Consider the following 19,711-nt stretch of genomic DNA (forward strand, 5'->3'; position numbering starts at 1 on the left):
TTGATTCGTCAATAAATATATATCTTATACTTGACTCAAAGAGGAATAGAGGATGAATGAATATATTGTAAGTGCTGAGCAAGAAGGCATGAGACTAGATGTATTTTTAACTGAACAGATGGAAGGATCTCGTAGCTATATTCAAAGTTTAATTAAAGGTGGTCATGTTACAGTAGGTGGTAAAGTAGGGAAGGCTAATCTTCGGCTTACACCTGATACTGTAATTCGTGTAGAGATCCCAGAGCCTGAATCGATTGAGGTTAAACCCGAGGATATTCCTTTAGATTATTTATATGAAGATCACGATATTGTTATTGTTAATAAACCTCGTGGCATGGTGGTGCATCCTGCAGTAGGAAATTATTCTGGTACACTTGTAAATGCTTTATTATTCCATTGTAAGGACCTATCAGGTATTAATGGTGAAATTAGACCGGGTATTGTGCATCGCTTAGATAAAGATACGTCTGGTGTTATGATGGTTGCAAAAAATGATGCAGCGCACATTGGTCTAGCAGAACAAGTAAAGGCACATTCTGCAAGACGTACGTACTGGGCGCTAGTACAGGGTAATATTGTAGAGGAAAAGGGGACTATTAAGGCGCCTATTGGGCGCCATCCAAAAGACCGTATGAAAATGGCTGTAGTCTTTGAAAACAGTAAAGATGCAGTAACACATTTCAAAGTATTAGCTCGTTATGGTCATCAAACCTTGGTAGAGTGTAATTTAGAAACAGGTCGAACACATCAAATTCGTGTTCACTTTGCTTATATTGGACATCCTGTTGTTAATGATCCGTTTTATGGATATAGACGTATGGATTTTCCTATAGAAGGGCAAGCATTACATTCTAAATCGTTAGATGTTAAACACCCTATTACAGGTGAAGAGATGCATTTTGAAGCACCGGTACCAGCTGATTTTAAGGCATGCTTAGAATTTGCTAAGACCTATCGTGAAGATAAATGAAAATAGTCTAAATGTTTACATTGATTGTTTAAGTACATATTTTTACTACTTATTTGGATATAGGGGCATAGAACAATCCTATGCTGTAAAGGGCGTATATATGGAGAAGAAACGCTTATTAATGGATCAAGACGCTATAATGCGTGCGATTCGTCGTATTAGTCATGAAATTTTAGAACGCAATAAAGGTTTATCTAATGCGTTAATTGTAGGTATTGAACGGCGTGGTGTCATTTTGGCAAAACGTTTACAAGCTGAAATTGAGCGTATAGAAGGTATTCATATTGATTGTGAGTCTTTGAACGTTGCAGTGTATCGTGATGATCGTGATGCTCGTCCTAAAGAGGGGAAACCGTGTACGATCGATACAACGGAAAAGACAATTATCCTTGTAGATGATGTTTTGTATACGGGCCGTACTATTCGTGCTGCTTTAAATGCATTAATGACGGCTGGTAGACCTAGATCTATTCAATTGGCCGTTCTCGTCGATCGTGGTCATCGTGAATTGCCTATACGAGCAGACTATGTAGGTAAAAATATTCCTACATCGCATCTTGAAAGTGTACGCGTTGCCGTCGCTGATCTGGATGGTGAAGAAGGGGTTACAATACAGGAATAATCTGTATTGTAACCCCTTTTTGAGTATTAGCATATAATAAGATGGTTTATCTTAATAAACTTAAATTATTCGACTCTTATATTTATGTGCAGAATGTTTCTATCAGATTGAAGTTTTGCTTATCTTATGTATTGTGGCGTATAGGTGTAGTCCATATGGCCCATTCGTTTAACTTCATTATGTAAGCATAAGGCCTGTACATCTGTAGCTAATGTATCAATTTGATGTATTGTTTGTCCTAACGTATTTAATTCATTAGGTGCTTTGGCCCATTTTTGAATAAGTGGTATTTCAAAATTATTTCGAAGCCATCGACGACCTCTATTGTTGAAGGCAAGTAAACGAGCATATTGTGGACCTTCTTGCATAGCCCTTTGTAGTAAATCCTTTTGTATTCCTAAGGTGAGATAGGCTCCCATTCGTTGTAAACGTGCATAGGTATAGCGCTTTGATTTTATATGCTCCATAGCCAAGTTCCACGTAGGTTGTTGAGCTGCTTTAGACCATAAGTGTTCAATACCTTCGTTGAACTCCCCAAAGCTTTCCAGCTTGGTTGTTGATGTACGACGACTTAAGGAATGGATTATATCATAGTAGCGGTTATAGTTTACATAGGCACCATTAGAAATTATATTAGTCATATCGTCTGCAATAGTCTTAGGAACGATACTGTTTATATTACAATTGTTACTACCCGCAGCCATATTTGTTATAAGTTTACGCAATGCTGTACCAGAAGGGAAATCTTTTGTAATATTTACTTCGTGATGATTTGATATGCGTAAGATTGGCATGTATTTTAAGGTAGGATGATAGTTAAGTCCTGCCCGAATATATTCAAGTCCTAATAGTGCATTGGGTGTGTTTAGTATCTCTGTATCGAGGGCTTTACGAAAGGCAGAGCCATAGGACATGCCTTCGTTAATATAGGTGCGTAATACTGCTTGAGTACTTTCACAATCCATACGTTTAGCTATATCTACGAGTGCATCTAGATTAGCCGTTTCAGAACCAAAGGAAAGGGCGTCGATATGTAAAGCTTTTACCATACGAATAGCACCTGTTCCAAAGAGTTGTGCGCTACCCAAAGAATAGAGCGTAGGTAGCTCAATAACAATGTCTGCACCACCGAGAATGGCCCAACGAGCACGATCAAATTTAGAAAAAATAGCAGGTTCACCTCGTTGTACAAAGGAACCACTCATGATACAAATGCGCAGCGCATCTGAATGCTCTTGTGCTAAGGTATATAATTGATGGGCATGTCCATTGTGAAATGGATTATATTCACAGATAATACCGATTGTTTTCATAGTGTCTCCTTTCATTAGTGTTAGTGTAACAAAGCGAGGAAATACTGTAAACAACATTTCATTATATCTAAATTAAAGGCTTATTTAGATATGTAATATTGTGTGTAAATATTAAGTTTAGTATAGATTTTCTTGTCTCTATAGGCTATAATTAACTGTAAATGCTGAATTGATGTGAGGTATATGATGAAACAAAATTGGAAACGCACATTACAAGGGGCTCTACTCGGTGTTGCTCTACTAGCAATGGCGGGATGTGGCTCAAATAATGTAATGGATACATATAGTTTTGGCCATCAAGTTATCCGTGTTGGTCAATCTGAGATTACCATTGCTTTGCCTTATGAAATGGGTAAAAGCACAAAAAATATGACTGATGATGGATATCCAATCGATATTTATGGATCCGTTACAGAGCATATGGTGATTGAAGTTGAAGCTTTGCGTGCTGGTGATAACAAGCCATTGCCTACGGTTGATGAGTTTTTGAATCGTAGTAAGTCTGAGTTCACTAAGATGGGCGCAACCATCAAGGAAGAATCTGTAGCTTTACAAGGTACATCTTCAAAGAAGCTTGATGTGACGTATACAACACAAGGGCAAACATTTAGATTTTCTCAATACGTATTCTTAGATCATGGCGTATTGTGGAATATAATCTATCAATATCCTGAAAAGGATCAGGTAGGTGCTGATATCAGCAAAGAAATTCAAAACAAGATTCAAGTTACACAACAGAAAGAGGGTTAATCGATGAACGTATTAGTAGTTAACTGCGGTAGTTCTTCCTTGAAATATCAATTACTTGATATGACAACTGAAACAGAATTGGCAAAAGGCCTTTTTGAAAAGATTGGTGATCAAGATGCTATTTTCACTCATAAACGTCCTAATGCAGATAAATTAGAACGCGTTGAGCCAATTTTGAACCATAAAGAAGCGCTTCGCATTTTGCTAGATATTTTAGTTGATGCTGAATTTGGTGTTATCTCTTCCATGGATGAAATCGATGCTGTAGGTCACCGTGTAGTACACGGCGGTGAAAAATTTGCTGACTCCGTATTGATTACACCAGCAGTTATGGAAGCGTTGGAAGAATGTGCTTCTCTTGCACCATTGCATAACCCACCAAACATTCAAGGTATTGAAGCTTGTGAAGCGATTATGCCAAATGTACCTCAAGTTGCTGTATTTGATACTGCATTCCATCAAACTATGCCAAAAGAAGCATATATGTATGCGCTTCCTTACTCTTATTATGAAGATTATGGTATTCGTCGTTATGGCTTCCATGGTACATCCCATAAATATGTAGCACAACGTTGTGCAGAATTAATGGGTAAACATATGACTGATCTTCGTATCATCACATGTCACTTGGGGAATGGTTCCTCTGTGGCTGCTATTAAAGGTGGTCGCTCCATCGATACTACAATGGGCTTCACTCCATTGTCTGGTTTGATCATGGGTACTCGTACAGGTGATATTGACCCTGCTATCGTTCCATTCTTGATGGAAAAAACAGGTATGACCTATGAAGAAATTGATAGAGTTATGAATAAAGAATCCGGTGTATTAGGGATTTCTGGTGTATCCAATGACTTCCGTGTGATTGAAGAAGCTGCTGCTAATGGCAATAAGCGCGCACAATTGGCATTGAACATGTTCCATTACAAAGTTCGTCGTGTAATCGGTGCCTTTGCTGCCGTTATGGGCGGTGTAGATGCTATCATCTTTACCGCTGGTATTGGTGAAAACGGTATTGGTAACCGCGATGCAATCTGTAATGGTTTGGAATACTTAGGTACTCGTATTGATTCTGAACGCAATAATGTTCGTGGTAAAGAACAAGAAATCAGTGCTGATGGCTCTAAAGTTAAAATCTTTGTAATTCCTACAAACGAAGAAATCATGATTGCTCGTGATACTCAACGTATTACTGCAGCATTGAAAAAATAATATAGTTCGTATCTGAACTGAGTGACTAATAGAGTCATAAAACCCCGCCTATATCTTAGATATGGACGGGGTTTTTGTAGTTTTTATGCATAGAATATCTTATAATAGTATGTATAGTTATTAATTAGTGATTTCTTTAAAAGGGGTAAAGCATGACGGTATTATATGAAGAAAAATCTCAGCGCACCAGAAGTGCAGAGTTATTGGTAGTATTTTTTGTGATTTTATTGCTGTGTGCAGCAGCTTATACAACGTATCGCAGTATTCAATTACATACGGTTTTATTAGCTGAGTACTTTATTGAAATCATGGCCATCATTGTTATGGTTAAACAGGCTGTTAGTCGATATACCTATATTTTGACAGATACAAAGCTTGTAATTGAAGAAAACTCTATCTTTAGAAATCGTCATTTTGAAGTAGATTATGACATGATTGATGGGGTGTTCAAGTTTGAACGTGAGTTGTTGACAAATATTAAATACCGCTATAAATATAGAAAATGCTCTACCTCTGATCCACGTCCTATTTGGTCCCTTGTGTATTCTATTGTAGATGGAAATAAGATTAAAAATGGCCGTTTGCTGTTGAAAGCAGATGATAGATTCTTTGAAATATTAGAAGAATATGTACCTGGTCGTATTCGGGTACCTCAAGCGGATATCGTGTTTTATGCAGCGGTGCGAGCTGATGCGGTGAAGCATGGGGAAGATGTACAAGAATATTATGAAAAATTAATTTCTTCTGAAGAAGATAAAGAAACAACTATTTAAGGGACGGTCAGTTTTAGGGGAATAGGTAGATATAACTTTTGTGCACCAAGAATTTTATGTACAAGAATTTTAATGTAAAGGAGTGTATATGGCTGGATTATATTTGGCGAGCCAATCACCACGTAGAACTGAATTATTAACACAGGTCGGGATTGATCATACTGTTGTATCCAGTACTTATGAGGAATCTAATGAAGGTTACGACAACCCTATTGAAATGGTGAAAGCCCAAGCATTAGGTAAGGCTCGTTGTGCTGTAGGTGTTCCAGATGGAAGTATTGTGTTAGGAGCAGATACTATTGTTGTCCTTGATAATAAAGTATTAGGTAAACCTTATGATGAGTCTGATGCACGCCATATGTTGGAGCATTTATCGGGTAGAGCGCATTCTGTAATTACTGGAGTCGCGTTACTCATCAAAGAAAAAGAGGTAGTTTTTTACAATGAAACAAAGGTCTATTTTAAACATTTAGCACCTTTTGAAATCGAGTCTTATATTGCTAGTGGGGAACCGATGGATAAGACTGGAGCTTATGGCATCCAAGGAAAAGGCGCACTATGGGTAGATAAAATAGAGGGCTCTTATACTAATGTGGTAGGGTTACCAGTTGAACATGTATACGATGAACTTTGCAAGGCGTTAGGGGCTAAATAACACTAGCGCATCAGATGAATCGTGTTATAATTGGCTGTGCTGTGCTGTGCTGTGCTGTGCTAAATAAATTTTAAGAGAGTAGATGTGTTTGTTGCTTGATTTACAAATGGTGTTATCTATTTGAATGGAGAGATTCTATGGAAGTACCAACAGTAAGTGTAAAAGATATGTTACCATTCCAGCGACCTCGAGAAAAATTTCTCGCCTTAGGTCCATCACATATGGCGATGGAGGAGTTGTTGGCTATTTTATTACGTACAGGGGTAAAGGGGCAATCTGCGATTTCTTTGGCAAGTGATATTGTACAATCCTTTGATGATGGTGTTTATGGTCTTAACCGAATGACCGTAGATAATCTGATCAAAATCAAGGGTATTGGTAGAGATAAAGCAGTGACGCTATGTGCAGCACTTGAAATGGGTAGGCGATTAGGAGAGTTAAAGATTAAAGAGACTTATGAAGATTTTTCGCAACCTTTTGTAATAGCTCAATATGTGATGGAGCGACTGCGTCACGAAGATGTGGAACATGTGTGGGCTGCCATGCTAACATCTCGAAATAAGCTTATTCAGTTGGAACATATCTCTAATGGTGGATTAGTATCAAGTCTTGTAGAGCAAAGAGCAGTATTTAAAAAAGCTATAGCATGCAATGCGGCGGCTATTATTCTAATCCATAACCACCCGTCAGGCGATAGTAGACCAAGTGATGAAGATATACGGCTAACGAAAATGTTTGTTAGTGCTGGTCAATTTATGGGGATTCCTGTACTCGATCATATCGTTATAGGGGATAATGAATTTACGAGCCTCAGCGAAATTGGTAAATTGAGCTGAGCCTAAATAAACTGAACAAAGCCAAATAAGATTATTAAAAGCACTCATTTTGAACTATACCTAATTTTGATGCATGGGTAAGTTCCTATAAATGAGTGCTTTTCTTTATTGTATATGAGATTTTATGTATGAAGTTATGTAATTTTTATGTATGACTTATGAGTACAGGAATTATGCATTATCAGTGCTTTTAACAAAAGGAAAGGTACTGATATCAATGGAAAAAGTCGCGTTATATATGGTAAAATGGAATGATGATGTAATGAAGGAGAAATTACTATGAGTTCCATTTTACCTACTCTAGGAAAAGATGTAAGTATAGATATTGGTTCCATACAAACGCGCCTCATGGGGGGGACGCGAGGGACTGTTATAAGCGAACCATCGATTATAGCAACTGATACAAAACAAGAAAAAGTAGTAGCCGTTGGTGATGAAGCGGCGCGCCTCGTATTGCGCATGCCCGATATGTGGCGTCCGTTAACGCCTTTAAAGGATGGATTTATAGTTGACTATCGCGTTATGCATACTATGCTTAGCTACTTTCTTAATAAGGTGTCTAATGCATTGCGTCGAGCCCGCGTTGTCGTAGGGGTTCCTTGTGGGATGACCGATGTTGAGCAACGAGCCATGATGGATGCTGTTATTCAAGCTGGTGCTAGAGAAGTATTTCTTATCGAACGACCTGTGGCGGCTGCTATTGGTTGTGGTGTGCCTATCTTTGAAGCGCAAGGATCTATGGTTATTGATATCGGCGGTGGCACTATTGATATGGGGATTGTTTCTTTAGGTGGTATCGTGGATAGCAAAACAATTCGTTTTGGTGGTTCTGATATTAATAATGCCTTATTGCGCTATGTGCGTGAGTGTTTTGGCGTTATCGTATCTGATGAGACCATATTAGATATTAAGCATACATTAGGTACAGCTATCGCTCCTTTAGAGGATGCAGAGTATGCCTTTCAGGGGCGCGATATGATGAACGGCTTAGGTAGACGTTGTGTGATTCATCAATCTGAAGTGTACCAAGTTGTAAATGAATGTTTGATAGGACTCTTGGATGAGGTTAAGCAAATGATTCGTGCTACGGCACCAGAAATCGTGGCTGATATTATGCAACATGGCATATGGCTTACTGGCGGTACAGCAAGACTATCTGGATTAGCGGATCGGATTGGTACTGAAGTAGGTGTACCTGTTCACGTTCCTGAAGCACCTGAAACAAAAGTTGTGGTAGGCCTTAATGGGGCCTCATCTGATTTGGTGAGCTTATCGCGTTTTATTGTAAATTCTAAGAATAGAAAGGGCCGAGACTAGCATGATACAGTCAGATAAAAAGTTAATTATCATCGTTGTCATTGGTTGTATCCTAATGGCATTGCTCGGCTTTGCGTGGAAGCAACGGACTAGTATTCCCTTTGTTACGGTTACCCTTGAAGGAATTACAACGCCTTTCTCTTATGGGTCAGCTCGTTTATTAGAGGGCGTCCAAACTAGCTTTACAGTACTTAATAATGCTATTTTCTCTACTATCGAACGCGAAGAGGAAGCATCTCGTAAAGCTACATTGGAACAAAAGGTAGTTAACTACGATGAAGTAGTGGCAGAGAATATTCGCCTTCGTCAGCTTTTAAACTATAAGAGTAGCCATCCAGAATTCTCCATGACCTTAGCAGGTATCATTACAAAGGATTACGGTACTTGGACAAATACTTTCACCATTGATAAAGGGAGTGAAGAAGGTATGGCAGTTAATATGGCTGTTGTTGTACCTAGTGGTGTCGTTGGTTTTATTACAGATGTATATCCGCATTCTGCTCGCGTTCAAACCATTCTTGATCCGCGTAGCGCAATAGGTATCCTTGTACAACGACCTGAATCTCGTTTGTCTGGCGTTGTAAAAGGTAATGGCAATACACCTCGTACACCATCTATGGTAAATATTGCTCGCGATGGTGATGTATTGGTAGGTGATAAGTTGATTACCTCTGGATATGGCGGAATTTATCCGAAAGGTTTACCTGTTGGCAACGTGCAATCTATCGAAAATGATTCGGAAGGATTTGTTAAAAATGCGGTAGTCACACCGAGTGTAGATTTTCATCGTTTAGAAGAAGTTTTTGTGCTTACCTCGTCTTCTCTAAGCGCACCACAAAAACCAGAACTTGAGCCTAAACTTGTGCCTCAAACACAACGAGATCAAGTAGAGGGTGCAAAGGGGGCCGTTAAACAATGATGCGTCTAGCTTTAGCTCTCTCTGGATTTTTAATATATTTTATACAAGTGCAATTATTGCCTACTATTTTCCATACAAATTGGTTACCAAACTTAATTTTGACGATAATTGTTATGATTACTTTATTTAAAGGTCGTCGTATGGGGCTGATATCCGCTGTTGTTGGGGGTATCGTACATGATGTATTGATATCTAACTTTTTTGGGCTCCATCTATTCCCTTACGTAATTGTGGTATACCTACTATCTGCCGTAAAGCATCGTATCTATGAAGAACGCTGGTATTGGTCTAGTGGTATAGTAGCTATTTGTACGCTGCTAGATGGCGTTATTCGTAGCTTTATGATATTAGCTAGTGGTGGCGATTTGCACTTTGGACTATACTTGTGGCATATGGTATTACCCGTGATGTTCTGGAATGGCTTGTTAGGCGCTATTGTGCATGGTTTGTTATGGCGTAAAGATGATGAACAACAAGGTTATATTTGGTAAGGATTAAGGGGGTGAAAGAGTGCTTGAAGGCCTCTATAAACGAAGAAAAACGAATCGCTTTGATGTACTCTTTTACATTGTAGCCGGCATATTTATAGTCTTGGCATTACGCCTGATGTCGTTGCAAATCTTGTCTGGTGGTTATTACCAAGCTAAGGCAGAAGGCAACCGTTTGCGCATGGTATCCATGACAGCTGCTCGTGGTATTATGTACGATCGAAATGGTCAGATCTTAGTAGGTTCTAGACCGGCATACACTATCTCCATTTTGCCTACGGGGAAGGCTCTAGACGAAGGTGAAGTTGCTAAGTTGGCAACTTTGCTGAAAATTAAACCAGAAGATATTACAAAAAAGGTAAATGATCATAAATATGGTTATGAGCCAATTCGTATTGCTAATGATATTTCTATGGACGTAGTTACAAGCATCGAAGAGCATCGTCATGAATTACCAGGTGTTACCATAGATGTAGAACCACTTCGCTATTATCCATATGAAACGATGGCTTCTCAGCTCTTTGGGTATGTGGGTGAAGTGAGCGAAGAAGAATTAGAAGAGCTAAAACAGCAAGATCCAAATACCCTTATTAGTGGTGGTACTATTTTAGGCCGTTCTGGTCTTGAAAAACTATATGATTCCATCTTGCGTGGCACTGATGGTGGTAAACAGGTAGAGGTTGATGCTACAGGCCGACCGGTTGCGGAGGTAGATAGAAAGCATACAGTGCCTGGATCTAATATCCATTTGACAATAGATGCAAATCTACAAAAGGCTGCTGAAGAAGCTGTTAAGAACCAATTAGAACAGTTGCGTGCCCAAGGCATTCCAGCTCAAGGAGCTGCTGTAGTAGCAATGGATCCAAATACGGGTGCCATTTTGGCCATGGTCAGCGCCCCTGAGTTTAACCCTAATTGGTTTGCGAAGGGGATTACAACGGCACAGTGGAATCAATTGAATAACGATAAGAATCATCCATTTGATAATAAGGTTATTTCTGGTGAATATCCACCAGGTTCTCCGTTCAAGATTATTACAGGTACGGCGGCTTTAGATCTTAAAAAGGTTAGCCCTGAAGAAATGATTTTTGATAGTGGTAAACATTGGCTTATCGATAAACGAAATGCAGAAGGTGAAGCATTAGGGTGGCTTAACTTTAATAAAGCTCTTGCAAAATCAGATAATGTTTACTTCTATGAAATGGGCAATCGCGTTGGCATAGAAGGACTTGTAAAATATGCTGGCTACTTTGGTATTGGCGAAAAGACAGGCATCAATCTTGTTGGTGAGGCCTCTGGTAATATGGCAAGTCCTGCTTATAAACGCAAAGTGTATGATGAAGATTGGTATTTAGGTGAAACCTTTGATGCGGCCATAGGTCAGTCTTTTACTTTGGTGACACCATTACAAATGGCTGTTATGCTCAGTGAAGTAGCAAATGGTGGCATTAAATACCGCCCATATGTAGTGAGCCGTATTGATAATAAGGATGGCACGCCAAAAGAAATCTTTGGCCCAGACAAGCTCGGTATCTTACCTGTACCAAAAAATATTATGGATCTTGTTCGTGAAGGCTTGCGTGATGTTACTAATGAAGGTGGTACAGCAGGGGAGTTGTTTAAAGGATTCCCTATTGATGTAGCTGGTAAAACAGGTACTTCAGAGAATGCACATGGCAGAGATCACGGCTGGTTTGTAGCCTATGCACCATATGATAAGCCACAAATTGTAGTGGTTGCACTTGTTGAGCAAGGTAGCTTTGGTGCGGGCTCTGCAGGGCCTATCGTACGAGATATATTGGCTGCGTACTTCAATGTACCAGTGAATAAGAAATCTAATGATACAAATAGTAAGAGCAATAAGGAAACTGCTACGGGGACAAGTATTAATAAAGGGCAAAAACCTCAGAATGCGGTAACTAGTGGACAACCAAGAAAGGATTAGTATGGGCGAGATAATCGGCGTTGTATCCGGTAAGGGGGGCGTAGGTAAGACTACGATTACCGCTTGCTTGGGTTCAGCCTTAAGCAATGTAGGGCATCGCGTATTGCTCTGTGATGGAGATTTTGGATTGCGCGATTTAGACCTTGTGTTAGGAGTGGCAAATGAAATTATTTACGACGCATTAGATGCGAGCGAAGATAAAGACTATATGGATGATGCCATCGTATCAATTGATGAAAACTTAGATTTCCTACCAGCTAGCCAAAGCGCTCGTTGGGAAGATATAGGTCGTAAAAAATATAAAAAATTAGTCCGTCGCCTCTCTGAGACATATGACTATATTTTAATTGATGCTCCTGCTGGTATTGGTAAGGGCATAGAGTCTATTTTAGAATTAGTAAATCGCTGCATCGTGGTGACGCATCCTTTATGGGTATCCTTGCGTAATGGGGCACGCATGATTCAAGTATGTCAAGAACATAATATTCGTGATTATGCTATTGCTTTTAATGCAGTACCTATCGATGGAGAGGATATCCATTTATATGATATGTTAGAAGTCCTTCGCGCTGAATATGTAGGGGCTATAATTCCTTATGATGAGGATATTTTGACCTATACACAAGATGGTCGTTTGTTAGAATTTGTTTCTAGTGAACTAAAAGCTATGTTAGCACCTCTTGTTGATTATGTAACTACCGGTGAGTGTTGGGAAGACTACGATGTACAAAAGCACTTCGATGCTTATGTAACTAAGAAAAAAACATCGAAGGAGCAAGATAGTACACCAAGTCTTGCAACAGTAGGTGAGTCTATTTTTGAGGATTCTAACAATGTTCATTACATTAATCGTGGCGGTTGGACCACGCAACGCTTATTGGTGCAAGGGAAACAAAGCTTGTGGCGCCGTAGCAAGTTGAAATAGGTGATATGATGTGGCGTAAAATATGGACAGATAGCGATTGGACTATCATCATATGTACTATATTACTTGTCGGAATTGGTCTTACAGCTATTGGTAGTGCTACCCATGTGAATCATGAAGCTATCGGTTTTGGTAGTTTAGTGGTAAAACAACTCGTATTCTTTTTAGCAAATATAGCTGTCGTTATAGGCATGCAATTTCTAGATTACCATCGCCTTAAAGGGTGGGGGAATATGATTTATGTGATTACCATGCTTATGTTAATTGCAGTCATGGTAGTTGGTACCTCCGCACTAGGTGCACAGCGTTGGATTCAACTGGGGCCAATTACTATCCAGCCTTCAGAGTTTTCTAAACTATTGATGATTATCTGTATGGCTAAAATGTTAGAACCGCGCATTGGCAAGTTAGATACTTTTAAATCCCTATTGATGCCAGTGTTATATGTAGGGATTCCTATCCTTCTCGTATTCTTACAACCTGACTTGGGGACATCCCTCGTATATATTGCTATATTTGTAGGGATGCTCTTTATATCTGGTATCAAAACAAAGCTTATAAAAATCATTGCGAGCGTGACTTTACTCTTGATGCCTTTGGGCTGGTTTGTACTGAAAGAATACCAAAAGCAACGTATTCTAGTATTTTTAAATCCAGATATTGATCCCTTCGGTTCTGGCTATCATATCATTCAATCTAAGATTGCCATCGGGTCGGGTATGATTTTTGGTAAAGGTATCTTTAATGGTACTCAAAGTCAGTTGAACTTTTTACCAGAAAATCATACGGACTTTATCTTTTCTGTAATCGGCGAAGAATTTGGCTTTGTAGGATGCATTGTAGTATTGCTATTATTGTTTATGCTTATTTATCGCAGTATTCAAGTAGCATATACCTGCAATGATAATTTTGGTATGTTATTAGCAACGGGTATTGGTACGATGTTTGCCTTTGAAGTGCTCGTAAACGTAGGAATGACGATTGGTATCATGCCTGTAACGGGGATTCCGTTGCCTTTCCTTAGCTATGGTGTTAGTGCGCTAACAACTAATATGCTGAGCATTGGCATTTTATTAAATATTGCTAGACAGCGGACAAAATATATATTTTAATATCCTTTCATAGGATTGATTGTGAAAGAAGTCTTTCATTAAAGACGGAGGATGTATGATTCAATTAGATACGTCATGGTTACAACATGTCCAAAAGCCTGCTCGCTACACGGGCGGCGAATACAATAGTATCGTGAAAGATCACAGTACTGTTGATGTAACTATGGCTTTAGGTTTTCCCGATGTGTACGAAGTGGCCATGAGTCATTTGGGCATCAAGATTTTGTATGGTCTCGTAAACCGTCGTGAAGATGCGGTAGCCGAGCGCGTATTTGCACCGTGGCACGATATGGAAGAGGAAATGCGCAAGCGTAATATTCCATTATTTTCCTTAGAAACACGTACGCCTATTAAAGACTTTGATGTGTTAGCATTTACGCTTCAATATGAAATGAGTTTTACTAACATTTTAAATATGCTCGATTTAGCAGGCATTCCTATGTATGCTAAGGAGCGTGATTTAGATTTTCCACTGCTTGTATGCGGTGGCCCTTGTGCGTATAATGTAGAGCCTATTGCTGATTTCTTTGATATCGTATCCCTCGGTGAATCCGAAGAGTGGGGCGATGAATTCATCGACTTATTTAAAGCAGAAAAAGCCAAAGGCTTCCCAGGTGGCAAAGAAGGCTTTTTGCGTAAAGTAGCCCAAATTCCTGGCACATATTGCCCGGCTTTATACGATGTAGAATACACCGAACAAGGCGATTTTAAATCGATTACGCCGCGTTTTGAAGACGTACCTGCAACCGTTGAGAAACGTATTATAGAGGATGTAGAGAATGTATTCTATCCAACAAAGCCTGTTGTACCGTTCCTTGATATAGTGCATGACCGTGCTGTATTGGAGTTATTCCGTGGCTGTACGCGTGGTTGTCGTTTCTGTCAGGCCGGTATGCTCTATCGTCCGGTTCGTGAAAAGACGCCAGAACGTTTGTTACAGATTGCTAAAGATACAATTGCCAATACGGGGTACAATGAAATATCCTTGATGAGTTTGAGCTCTGCGGACTATTCTAAATTGCCTGAACTCGTAGATATGCTCATGGAAGAGTTTAAAGATAAACAAGTTAGCGTTAGCTTACCGTCATTGCGTATTGATAGCTTCTCTATCGATATTGCGAAAAAGGTACAGCAAGTGCGCAAGAGTGGTCTTACCTTTGCTCCTGAAGCAGGTACGCAACGGATGCGTGACGTTATCAATAAAGGCGTTAGTGAAGAAGATTTGTTGGCCGCATGTACTAATGCCTTCAAATCAGGATGGAACACGGTTAAATTGTATTTTATGATGGGGCTTCCTACAGAAACAGACGAAGATTTGGCTGGTATTGCAGATCTTGCGTACAAGGTGCTTGACTTGCACCGTGATATTACAGGCAAACGTAATGGCTCTGTAACGGTGAGCGTATCCTTCTTCGTACCAAAAACACATTCTCCATATCAATGGTATGGACAACAAGATGTGGAGGAGATTCATCGTAAACAACGTTACTTGAAGTCTCTCATCAATAATCGTAACATTTCTTATCACTATCATGATGGTTATACTGGCTACATGGAAGCCGCTTTTGCTCGCGGAGATCGTAGACTATCTAAAGTTCTCGTAGAGGCTTGGAAAGCTGGTTGTAAATTTGATGGTTGGACTGAGTTCTTTAACTATGAAGCTTGGTTGAAAGCATTCGCTGACTGCGGATTGGATCCTGCGTATTTTGCACGTCGTACACGAGATTTCGATGAGCCATTGCCTTGGGATCATTTAGATTGTACTGTAAGTAAAGCTTTCTTAAAGCGTGAGTGGGAGCAAGCGGTAGCAGCTAATCTTACAGGCGATTGTCGTCGAGCTCCATGTAAGGGCTGTAATGTATGTCCAGAGCTCAATACAGCTATTATTGACTATAAGGAGGGTGGCAGAGTTGAAAAAGTTACGTTTGGCCTTAAATAAGGGCGAAGAATTACGATTCCTGTCACACCTTGATTATGCTCAAGCTGTAGAGCGGATGATACGTCGAGCAGAAATTAAAATGGCATATTCTGAAGGCTTTAACCCTCATATGAAAATTAGCTTTTCCTCTGCTCTTGCTTTAGGCGTAACGGCAGCGGCTGAATATATCGATATGGATGTGCTTGAAGAGGATAGTTTAGAGTCCATTATGGACCGTTTAAATCGCGTAGCACCTCCAGGACTTGAAGTACTAGACGGTAAAGAAATGCCTGAAAAGGTGAAAAAGATGATGGCCATCTGTAATTTTGCTATCTATGAGGTAACAGGTCCTGTGACAGATGAAAATGCTGATTGGGATGCGTTACTCAAACCTTTTAATGAAGCAACGGAAATTTCTTATGAAAAGGTAACACCTAAGAAAACTCGTACCATTGATGTAAAAGAGTTTGTAAAAGAACCCATCGTAGCCTCCGTTAAGGACGGTATGGTGACCCTTACAATGGGCATCGGCATTTATCCGCAAGGTACAATCAAACCTAGCGAAGTGTGGAATTTAGGCAAGGATCAATATAATTGGCCTATTACAACTAGCTACGAAATTCATCGTAAAGCAATTATGGTAGAAAACGAAGAAGGTCGCTATACGCCATTAGAAATTAATTATTAACTACTTACGTAAATATTAATTACCTATGTAAATCTTAGCTATTTATGTAGATGTTAGGGATTTAATATATTATTTTATATTCTGAAAGTATAAAGAAGGGAGGGATAGGATGCATAAAATTTTGGTCAATGTTATGCGCGAAGAAATTCGTATGGCTGTTATCGACGAAGAAGGCCAGCTAGTGGACTTTGTCTTGGAGCGTACCGATGATTCTCATATGGCAAATCATATGTACAAAGGCACAGTAAAGAACGTATTAAACGGTATGCAAGCGGCCTTTGTTGATATTGGGGGCTCTCAAAATGCGTATTTGAACCTTCAACAAGGGAAGGAACAGAAAATTTTGCCACGCCTATCTGTAGGGCAACAAATTCTCGTTCAAGTAGTGAAAGAAGAAATGCTCGGTAAAGGCGCCCGCGTGACTGCAGATGTCAGTTTGGCTGGTCGTTTTATGGTACTATTACCATATTCTGAAGGCATGCATATTTCCAAGAAAATTACAGACGAAACCATGCGCAGTAAACTACAAGAATTGGCAACCCCTTATGTACAAGAAGGTTGCGGTTTTATCATTCGTACTGCAGCAGCTAAGGCCAGTGCCGATGAAATCGGTCGCGATATGGAGTATCTGTGGCGGACCTGGCAACATGTGTTGAAGCGTTTTAAGGTTGCTAAGAGTGGTACTGACCTTTATAGTGATGCGGATTTTTGGTTCCGCCTTGTTCGGGACTATGCGCATCGCAATGTAGAGGAAATCATCGTTGATTCCGATATGGGTGAAGGTCGATTGATGGATCTTTTAGGTCATGGACCTACGTCGCAACAAATTAAAGTAACACGTCATCGCGATAGTACACCTATCTTTAAGGCAAACCACATTGAACCGCAATTAGAAGATCTTATCTCTCGCGATATTAATCTTCCTTCTGGTGGTTCAATCCGTATCGATCATACTGAAGCTCTTACCGTGTTTGATGTAAACTCTGCTCACTATACTGGTAAGTCTAATAAGCTGGAAGATTTAGCTTTCACAGTCAATAAAGAGGCGGCGAAAGAAATCTGTCGTCAATTGCGTTTGCGCGATATTGGCGGTATCATTGTGGTCGATTTCATCGATATGAAAGATAAAGAGCATCAACAAGAATTGTTAAAATTGTTGGGGGTACAAGCTAAGTTAGATAAAATGAAAACTGTTGTATGCGGCATTAGTTCGCTTGGCCTCGTAGAGATGACCAGAAAGCGAGCTCGCCAAGGCTTGCAAACCTTGATGTTTGATACATGCCCTCAATGCGGTGGTACGGGCTATATGTTGTCAGGTCGTACTGTGTATATGCAGATCGTGCGTCGTATCCGCGAGTTATTTAAGTCGGGACGTATTAAAACGAATCTAGAAATCGAAGTTCATCCGGAGGTGGCTCAGTATTTAACAAAGGCTATTCTCGAGGATTTAGGTGAGTCTATAGGGCGCAAGATTTCTATTGTAGTAAATCCACAAATTAGTCGAGAAGGGTATTCCTTGATGGCTATAACTGAATAAGTAAGTAGTTTGTTTATAGGTGAGTATAGTGTCTGTATTTGAAATTATATTAATTAGTATAGGCCTAGCGATGGATGCCTTTGGTGTATCTATCGGTAAGGGGCTAACAATGCCCGTAGGCGAGAATGGCCGTAAGGTAACCTTGGCATTTCTTTTTGGTTTGTTCCAGTTTCTTATGCCTCTTATTGGTTGGCTCATCGGTCGTCAATTTATCGATGTGATTGCTGATTGGGACCACTAGATTATCTTCGGACTTCTTGGTTATTTAGGTATCGCTATGATCAGAGAGGGACTTAGCGATGATGATGAAGAGGACGATGATAAGCAATTCTTGGGTGTCTGGGAAATGATGATGCTCTCCGTAGCGACTAGCCTTGATGCAATGACTGTAGGGTTGACCTTTGCATTTTTACCTATCAATGTATGGGAAGCATCTACGATGATTGGTGTTATTACCTTTGGTATATCTTTAGTGGGTGTTTACTTAGGTAAATTTATGGGCCGATTTGTTGGAAAATATGCAGATATAGTAGGTGGCGGTGTATTGATTCTCATCGGTACAAAGATACTTTTACAACATCTTGGGATTATTGGGGAATTTTAAGGTATATATATATGAAAGTGTCAGAAACTGAGCGGATTCTGTTGATTTTTGTTTGACATGACTGTGTAAATAGGATATACTATATCAGTATTAGTTCGGTTTACTGAACTTTGCAATCCGCGTGAAACAGGTTTAAACGCCCGACCGAAGTTCGGGTTGGGATACCGAATTCAGCGAGTTCGATAACAAGGAGGTGTTCTTATGTACGCAATTATTAAAACTGGTGGTAAACAATATCGCGTTGCTGAAGGCGATGTAATTACTATCGAAAAATTGGAAGTAGCTGCTAACGAGTCCGTTACATTCGAAGAAGTTTTGACTGTAGTGAATGACGGCGACGTTAAAGTTGGCGCTCCTCTTGTAAACGGTGCAAAAGTTACAGGTACAGTTCTTGAGCATGGTAAAGGTAAAAAGATCTTAGTATTCAAATACAAAGCTAAATCCAACTACCGACGTCGTCAAGGCCATCGTCAACCGTTCACAAAAGTTCGTATTGAATCTATCCAAGCTTAATTATGGTTTCCATCGGAATCCAGCGGAATAGTGATGGTCAAGTTATTGGTTGTCATATGTCCGGTCATGCAGGATATGATGAACATGGCTTCGATATCGTATGTGCTGCAGTGTCTGCCTTATCGGCAACGGCGATGTTAGGCCTCACCCAAATTGCTCAACAAGAAGGTGAGTATACGAATAGCGAAGGTCAATGTGATATAGTTCTCTCTGGTACGATTAATCAGAGTGGACAGGATATTCTGGGGACTATGCTTCTCGGTTTGGAGGAAATTAGCCGTCAATATCCAGAGTTTGTCCAAATTCACGAAATATAGGAGGTGAACTTAATGTTTACTTTTGATTTGCAATTGTTCGCACATAAAAAAGGTGTGTCCAGTACTCGTAACGGTCGTGATAGTGAATCTAAACGTCTTGGTGTTAAATGCCATGATGGTTCCATCGTAAAGAGCGGTAACATCATCGTTCGTCAACGTGGTACTCACTTCCACCCTGGTACTAACGTAGGTATCGGTAAAGATGACACTTTATTCGCACTTGTGCCTGGTAAAGTAGCATTTGAACGTGCTGGTCGTTATAACCGTAAAGTTAGCGTATACCCTGTAGAAGCTTAATTT

General features: G+C 39.8%; 20 protein-coding genes and 1 pseudogene. 20 read left to right on the plus strand and 1 reads right to left on the minus strand.

Annotated features, from left to right (window positions below; translation table 11 throughout):
* Positions 1-52 precede the first annotated feature (52 nt).
* A complete protein-coding gene (locus ACLRYO_RS00710; protein ID WP_413084613.1) occupies positions 53-970 on the plus strand; it encodes an RluA family pseudouridine synthase in 918 nt (305 codons plus the stop codon).
* Between the two features lie 100 nt (positions 971-1,070).
* Positions 1,071-1,592, plus strand: a complete 522-nt coding sequence (pyrR, locus tag ACLRYO_RS00715) for a bifunctional pyr operon transcriptional regulator/uracil phosphoribosyltransferase PyrR (protein WP_012864597.1) — start codon at positions 1,071-1,073, stop codon at positions 1,590-1,592.
* Between the two features lie 119 nt (positions 1,593-1,711).
* On the opposite strand, the gene ACLRYO_RS00720 is transcribed toward pyrR, so the two are convergent.
* Positions 1,712-2,905 (minus strand): nucleotidyltransferase family protein, encoded by a 1,194-nt coding sequence (locus tag ACLRYO_RS00720; protein WP_413084614.1) that lies wholly within the window; start codon positions 2,903-2,905, stop codon positions 1,712-1,714.
* 186 nt (positions 2,906-3,091) lie between these two features.
* On the opposite strand from ACLRYO_RS00720, the gene ACLRYO_RS00725 reads away from it, so the two are divergent.
* The 18 genes and pseudogenes from ACLRYO_RS00725 to rpmA all read left to right on the plus strand — a co-directional run bounded on the left by ACLRYO_RS00725 (position 3,092) and on the right by rpmA (position 19,708).
* Positions 3,092-3,655 (plus strand): hypothetical protein, encoded by a 564-nt coding sequence (locus ACLRYO_RS00725; protein WP_413084615.1) that lies wholly within the window; start codon positions 3,092-3,094, stop codon positions 3,653-3,655.
* Positions 3,656-3,658: 3 nt separating this feature from the next.
* The gene (locus ACLRYO_RS00730; RefSeq protein ID WP_198455263.1) at positions 3,659-4,864 is read left to right on the plus strand and encodes an acetate/propionate family kinase; all 1,206 of its coding nucleotides are present in this window, start codon (positions 3,659-3,661) and stop codon (positions 4,862-4,864) included.
* Between the two features lie 152 nt (positions 4,865-5,016).
* Positions 5,017-5,637 (plus strand): hypothetical protein, encoded by a 621-nt coding sequence (locus ACLRYO_RS00735; protein WP_413084616.1) that lies wholly within the window; start codon positions 5,017-5,019, stop codon positions 5,635-5,637.
* An 88-nt stretch (positions 5,638-5,725) separates the two neighbouring features.
* Positions 5,726-6,292, plus strand: a complete 567-nt coding sequence (locus ACLRYO_RS00740; RefSeq protein WP_413084617.1) for a Maf family protein — start codon at positions 5,726-5,728, stop codon at positions 6,290-6,292.
* Positions 6,293-6,429: 137 nt separating this feature from the next.
* Entirely contained in the window at positions 6,430-7,128 is a 699-nt protein-coding gene (radC, locus tag ACLRYO_RS00745) for a RadC family protein (protein ID WP_008714282.1), read from the plus strand.
* 279 nt (positions 7,129-7,407) lie between these two features.
* On the plus strand, positions 7,408-8,445 hold the full coding sequence (locus tag ACLRYO_RS00750; protein ID WP_004698656.1) for a rod shape-determining protein: 1,038 nt from the start codon (positions 7,408-7,410) through the stop codon (positions 8,443-8,445).
* Position 8,446: 1 nt separating this feature from the next.
* A complete protein-coding gene (gene mreC / locus ACLRYO_RS00755; RefSeq protein ID WP_004698531.1) occupies positions 8,447-9,364 on the plus strand; it encodes a rod shape-determining protein MreC in 918 nt (305 codons plus the stop codon).
* Positions 9,361-9,855 (plus strand): rod shape-determining protein MreD, encoded by a 495-nt coding sequence (gene mreD, locus ACLRYO_RS00760; protein ID WP_021148353.1) that lies wholly within the window; start codon positions 9,361-9,363, stop codon positions 9,853-9,855. Before mreC ends, mreD begins: the two co-directional genes overlap by 4 nt.
* A gap of 19 nt (positions 9,856-9,874) precedes the next feature.
* The gene (gene mrdA, locus ACLRYO_RS00765) at positions 9,875-11,797 is read left to right on the plus strand and encodes a penicillin-binding protein 2 (protein WP_004698712.1); all 1,923 of its coding nucleotides are present in this window, start codon (positions 9,875-9,877) and stop codon (positions 11,795-11,797) included.
* A gap of 1 nt (position 11,798) precedes the next feature.
* Positions 11,799-12,722: an AAA family ATPase gene (locus tag ACLRYO_RS00770; protein WP_004698588.1), complete on the plus strand. Its 924-nt coding sequence runs from the start codon at positions 11,799-11,801 to the stop codon at positions 12,720-12,722.
* 8 nt (positions 12,723-12,730) lie between these two features.
* Positions 12,731-13,834 carry a rod shape-determining protein RodA gene (gene rodA / locus ACLRYO_RS00775; protein ID WP_004698715.1) on the plus strand — a complete coding sequence of 368 codons (1,104 nt, stop codon included), beginning with the start codon at positions 12,731-12,733 and terminating at the stop codon, positions 13,832-13,834.
* 55 nt (positions 13,835-13,889) lie between these two features.
* Entirely contained in the window at positions 13,890-15,773 is a 1,884-nt protein-coding gene (locus ACLRYO_RS00780; protein WP_021148351.1) for a TIGR03960 family B12-binding radical SAM protein, read from the plus strand.
* A complete protein-coding gene (locus ACLRYO_RS00785) occupies positions 15,745-16,440 on the plus strand; it encodes a TIGR03936 family radical SAM-associated protein (RefSeq protein WP_195213109.1) in 696 nt (231 codons plus the stop codon). Before ACLRYO_RS00780 ends, ACLRYO_RS00785 begins: the two co-directional genes overlap by 29 nt.
* Before the next feature lie 109 nt (positions 16,441-16,549).
* Entirely contained in the window at positions 16,550-17,977 is a 1,428-nt protein-coding gene (locus tag ACLRYO_RS00790; RefSeq protein ID WP_195213110.1) for an Rne/Rng family ribonuclease, read from the plus strand.
* Between the two features lie 28 nt (positions 17,978-18,005).
* Positions 18,006-18,581: pseudogene (locus ACLRYO_RS00795) on the plus strand (manganese efflux pump MntP family protein).
* A gap of 201 nt (positions 18,582-18,782) precedes the next feature.
* Positions 18,783-19,094 carry a 50S ribosomal protein L21 gene (gene rplU, locus ACLRYO_RS00800; protein ID WP_021148346.1) on the plus strand — a complete coding sequence of 104 codons (312 nt, stop codon included), beginning with the start codon at positions 18,783-18,785 and terminating at the stop codon, positions 19,092-19,094.
* Positions 19,095-19,096: 2 nt separating this feature from the next.
* The gene (locus tag ACLRYO_RS00805) at positions 19,097-19,411 is read left to right on the plus strand and encodes a ribosomal-processing cysteine protease Prp (RefSeq protein ID WP_004698521.1); all 315 of its coding nucleotides are present in this window, start codon (positions 19,097-19,099) and stop codon (positions 19,409-19,411) included.
* Between the two features lie 12 nt (positions 19,412-19,423).
* Positions 19,424-19,708, plus strand: a complete 285-nt coding sequence (gene rpmA, locus ACLRYO_RS00810; protein ID WP_004696430.1) for a 50S ribosomal protein L27 — start codon at positions 19,424-19,426, stop codon at positions 19,706-19,708.
* Positions 19,709-19,711: the final 3 nt, after the last annotated feature.

Origin of the sequence: Veillonella parvula (assembly GCF_047241225.1) — a bacterium.
GTDB lineage: Bacteria > Bacillota > Negativicutes > Veillonellales > Veillonellaceae > Veillonella > Veillonella parvula_O.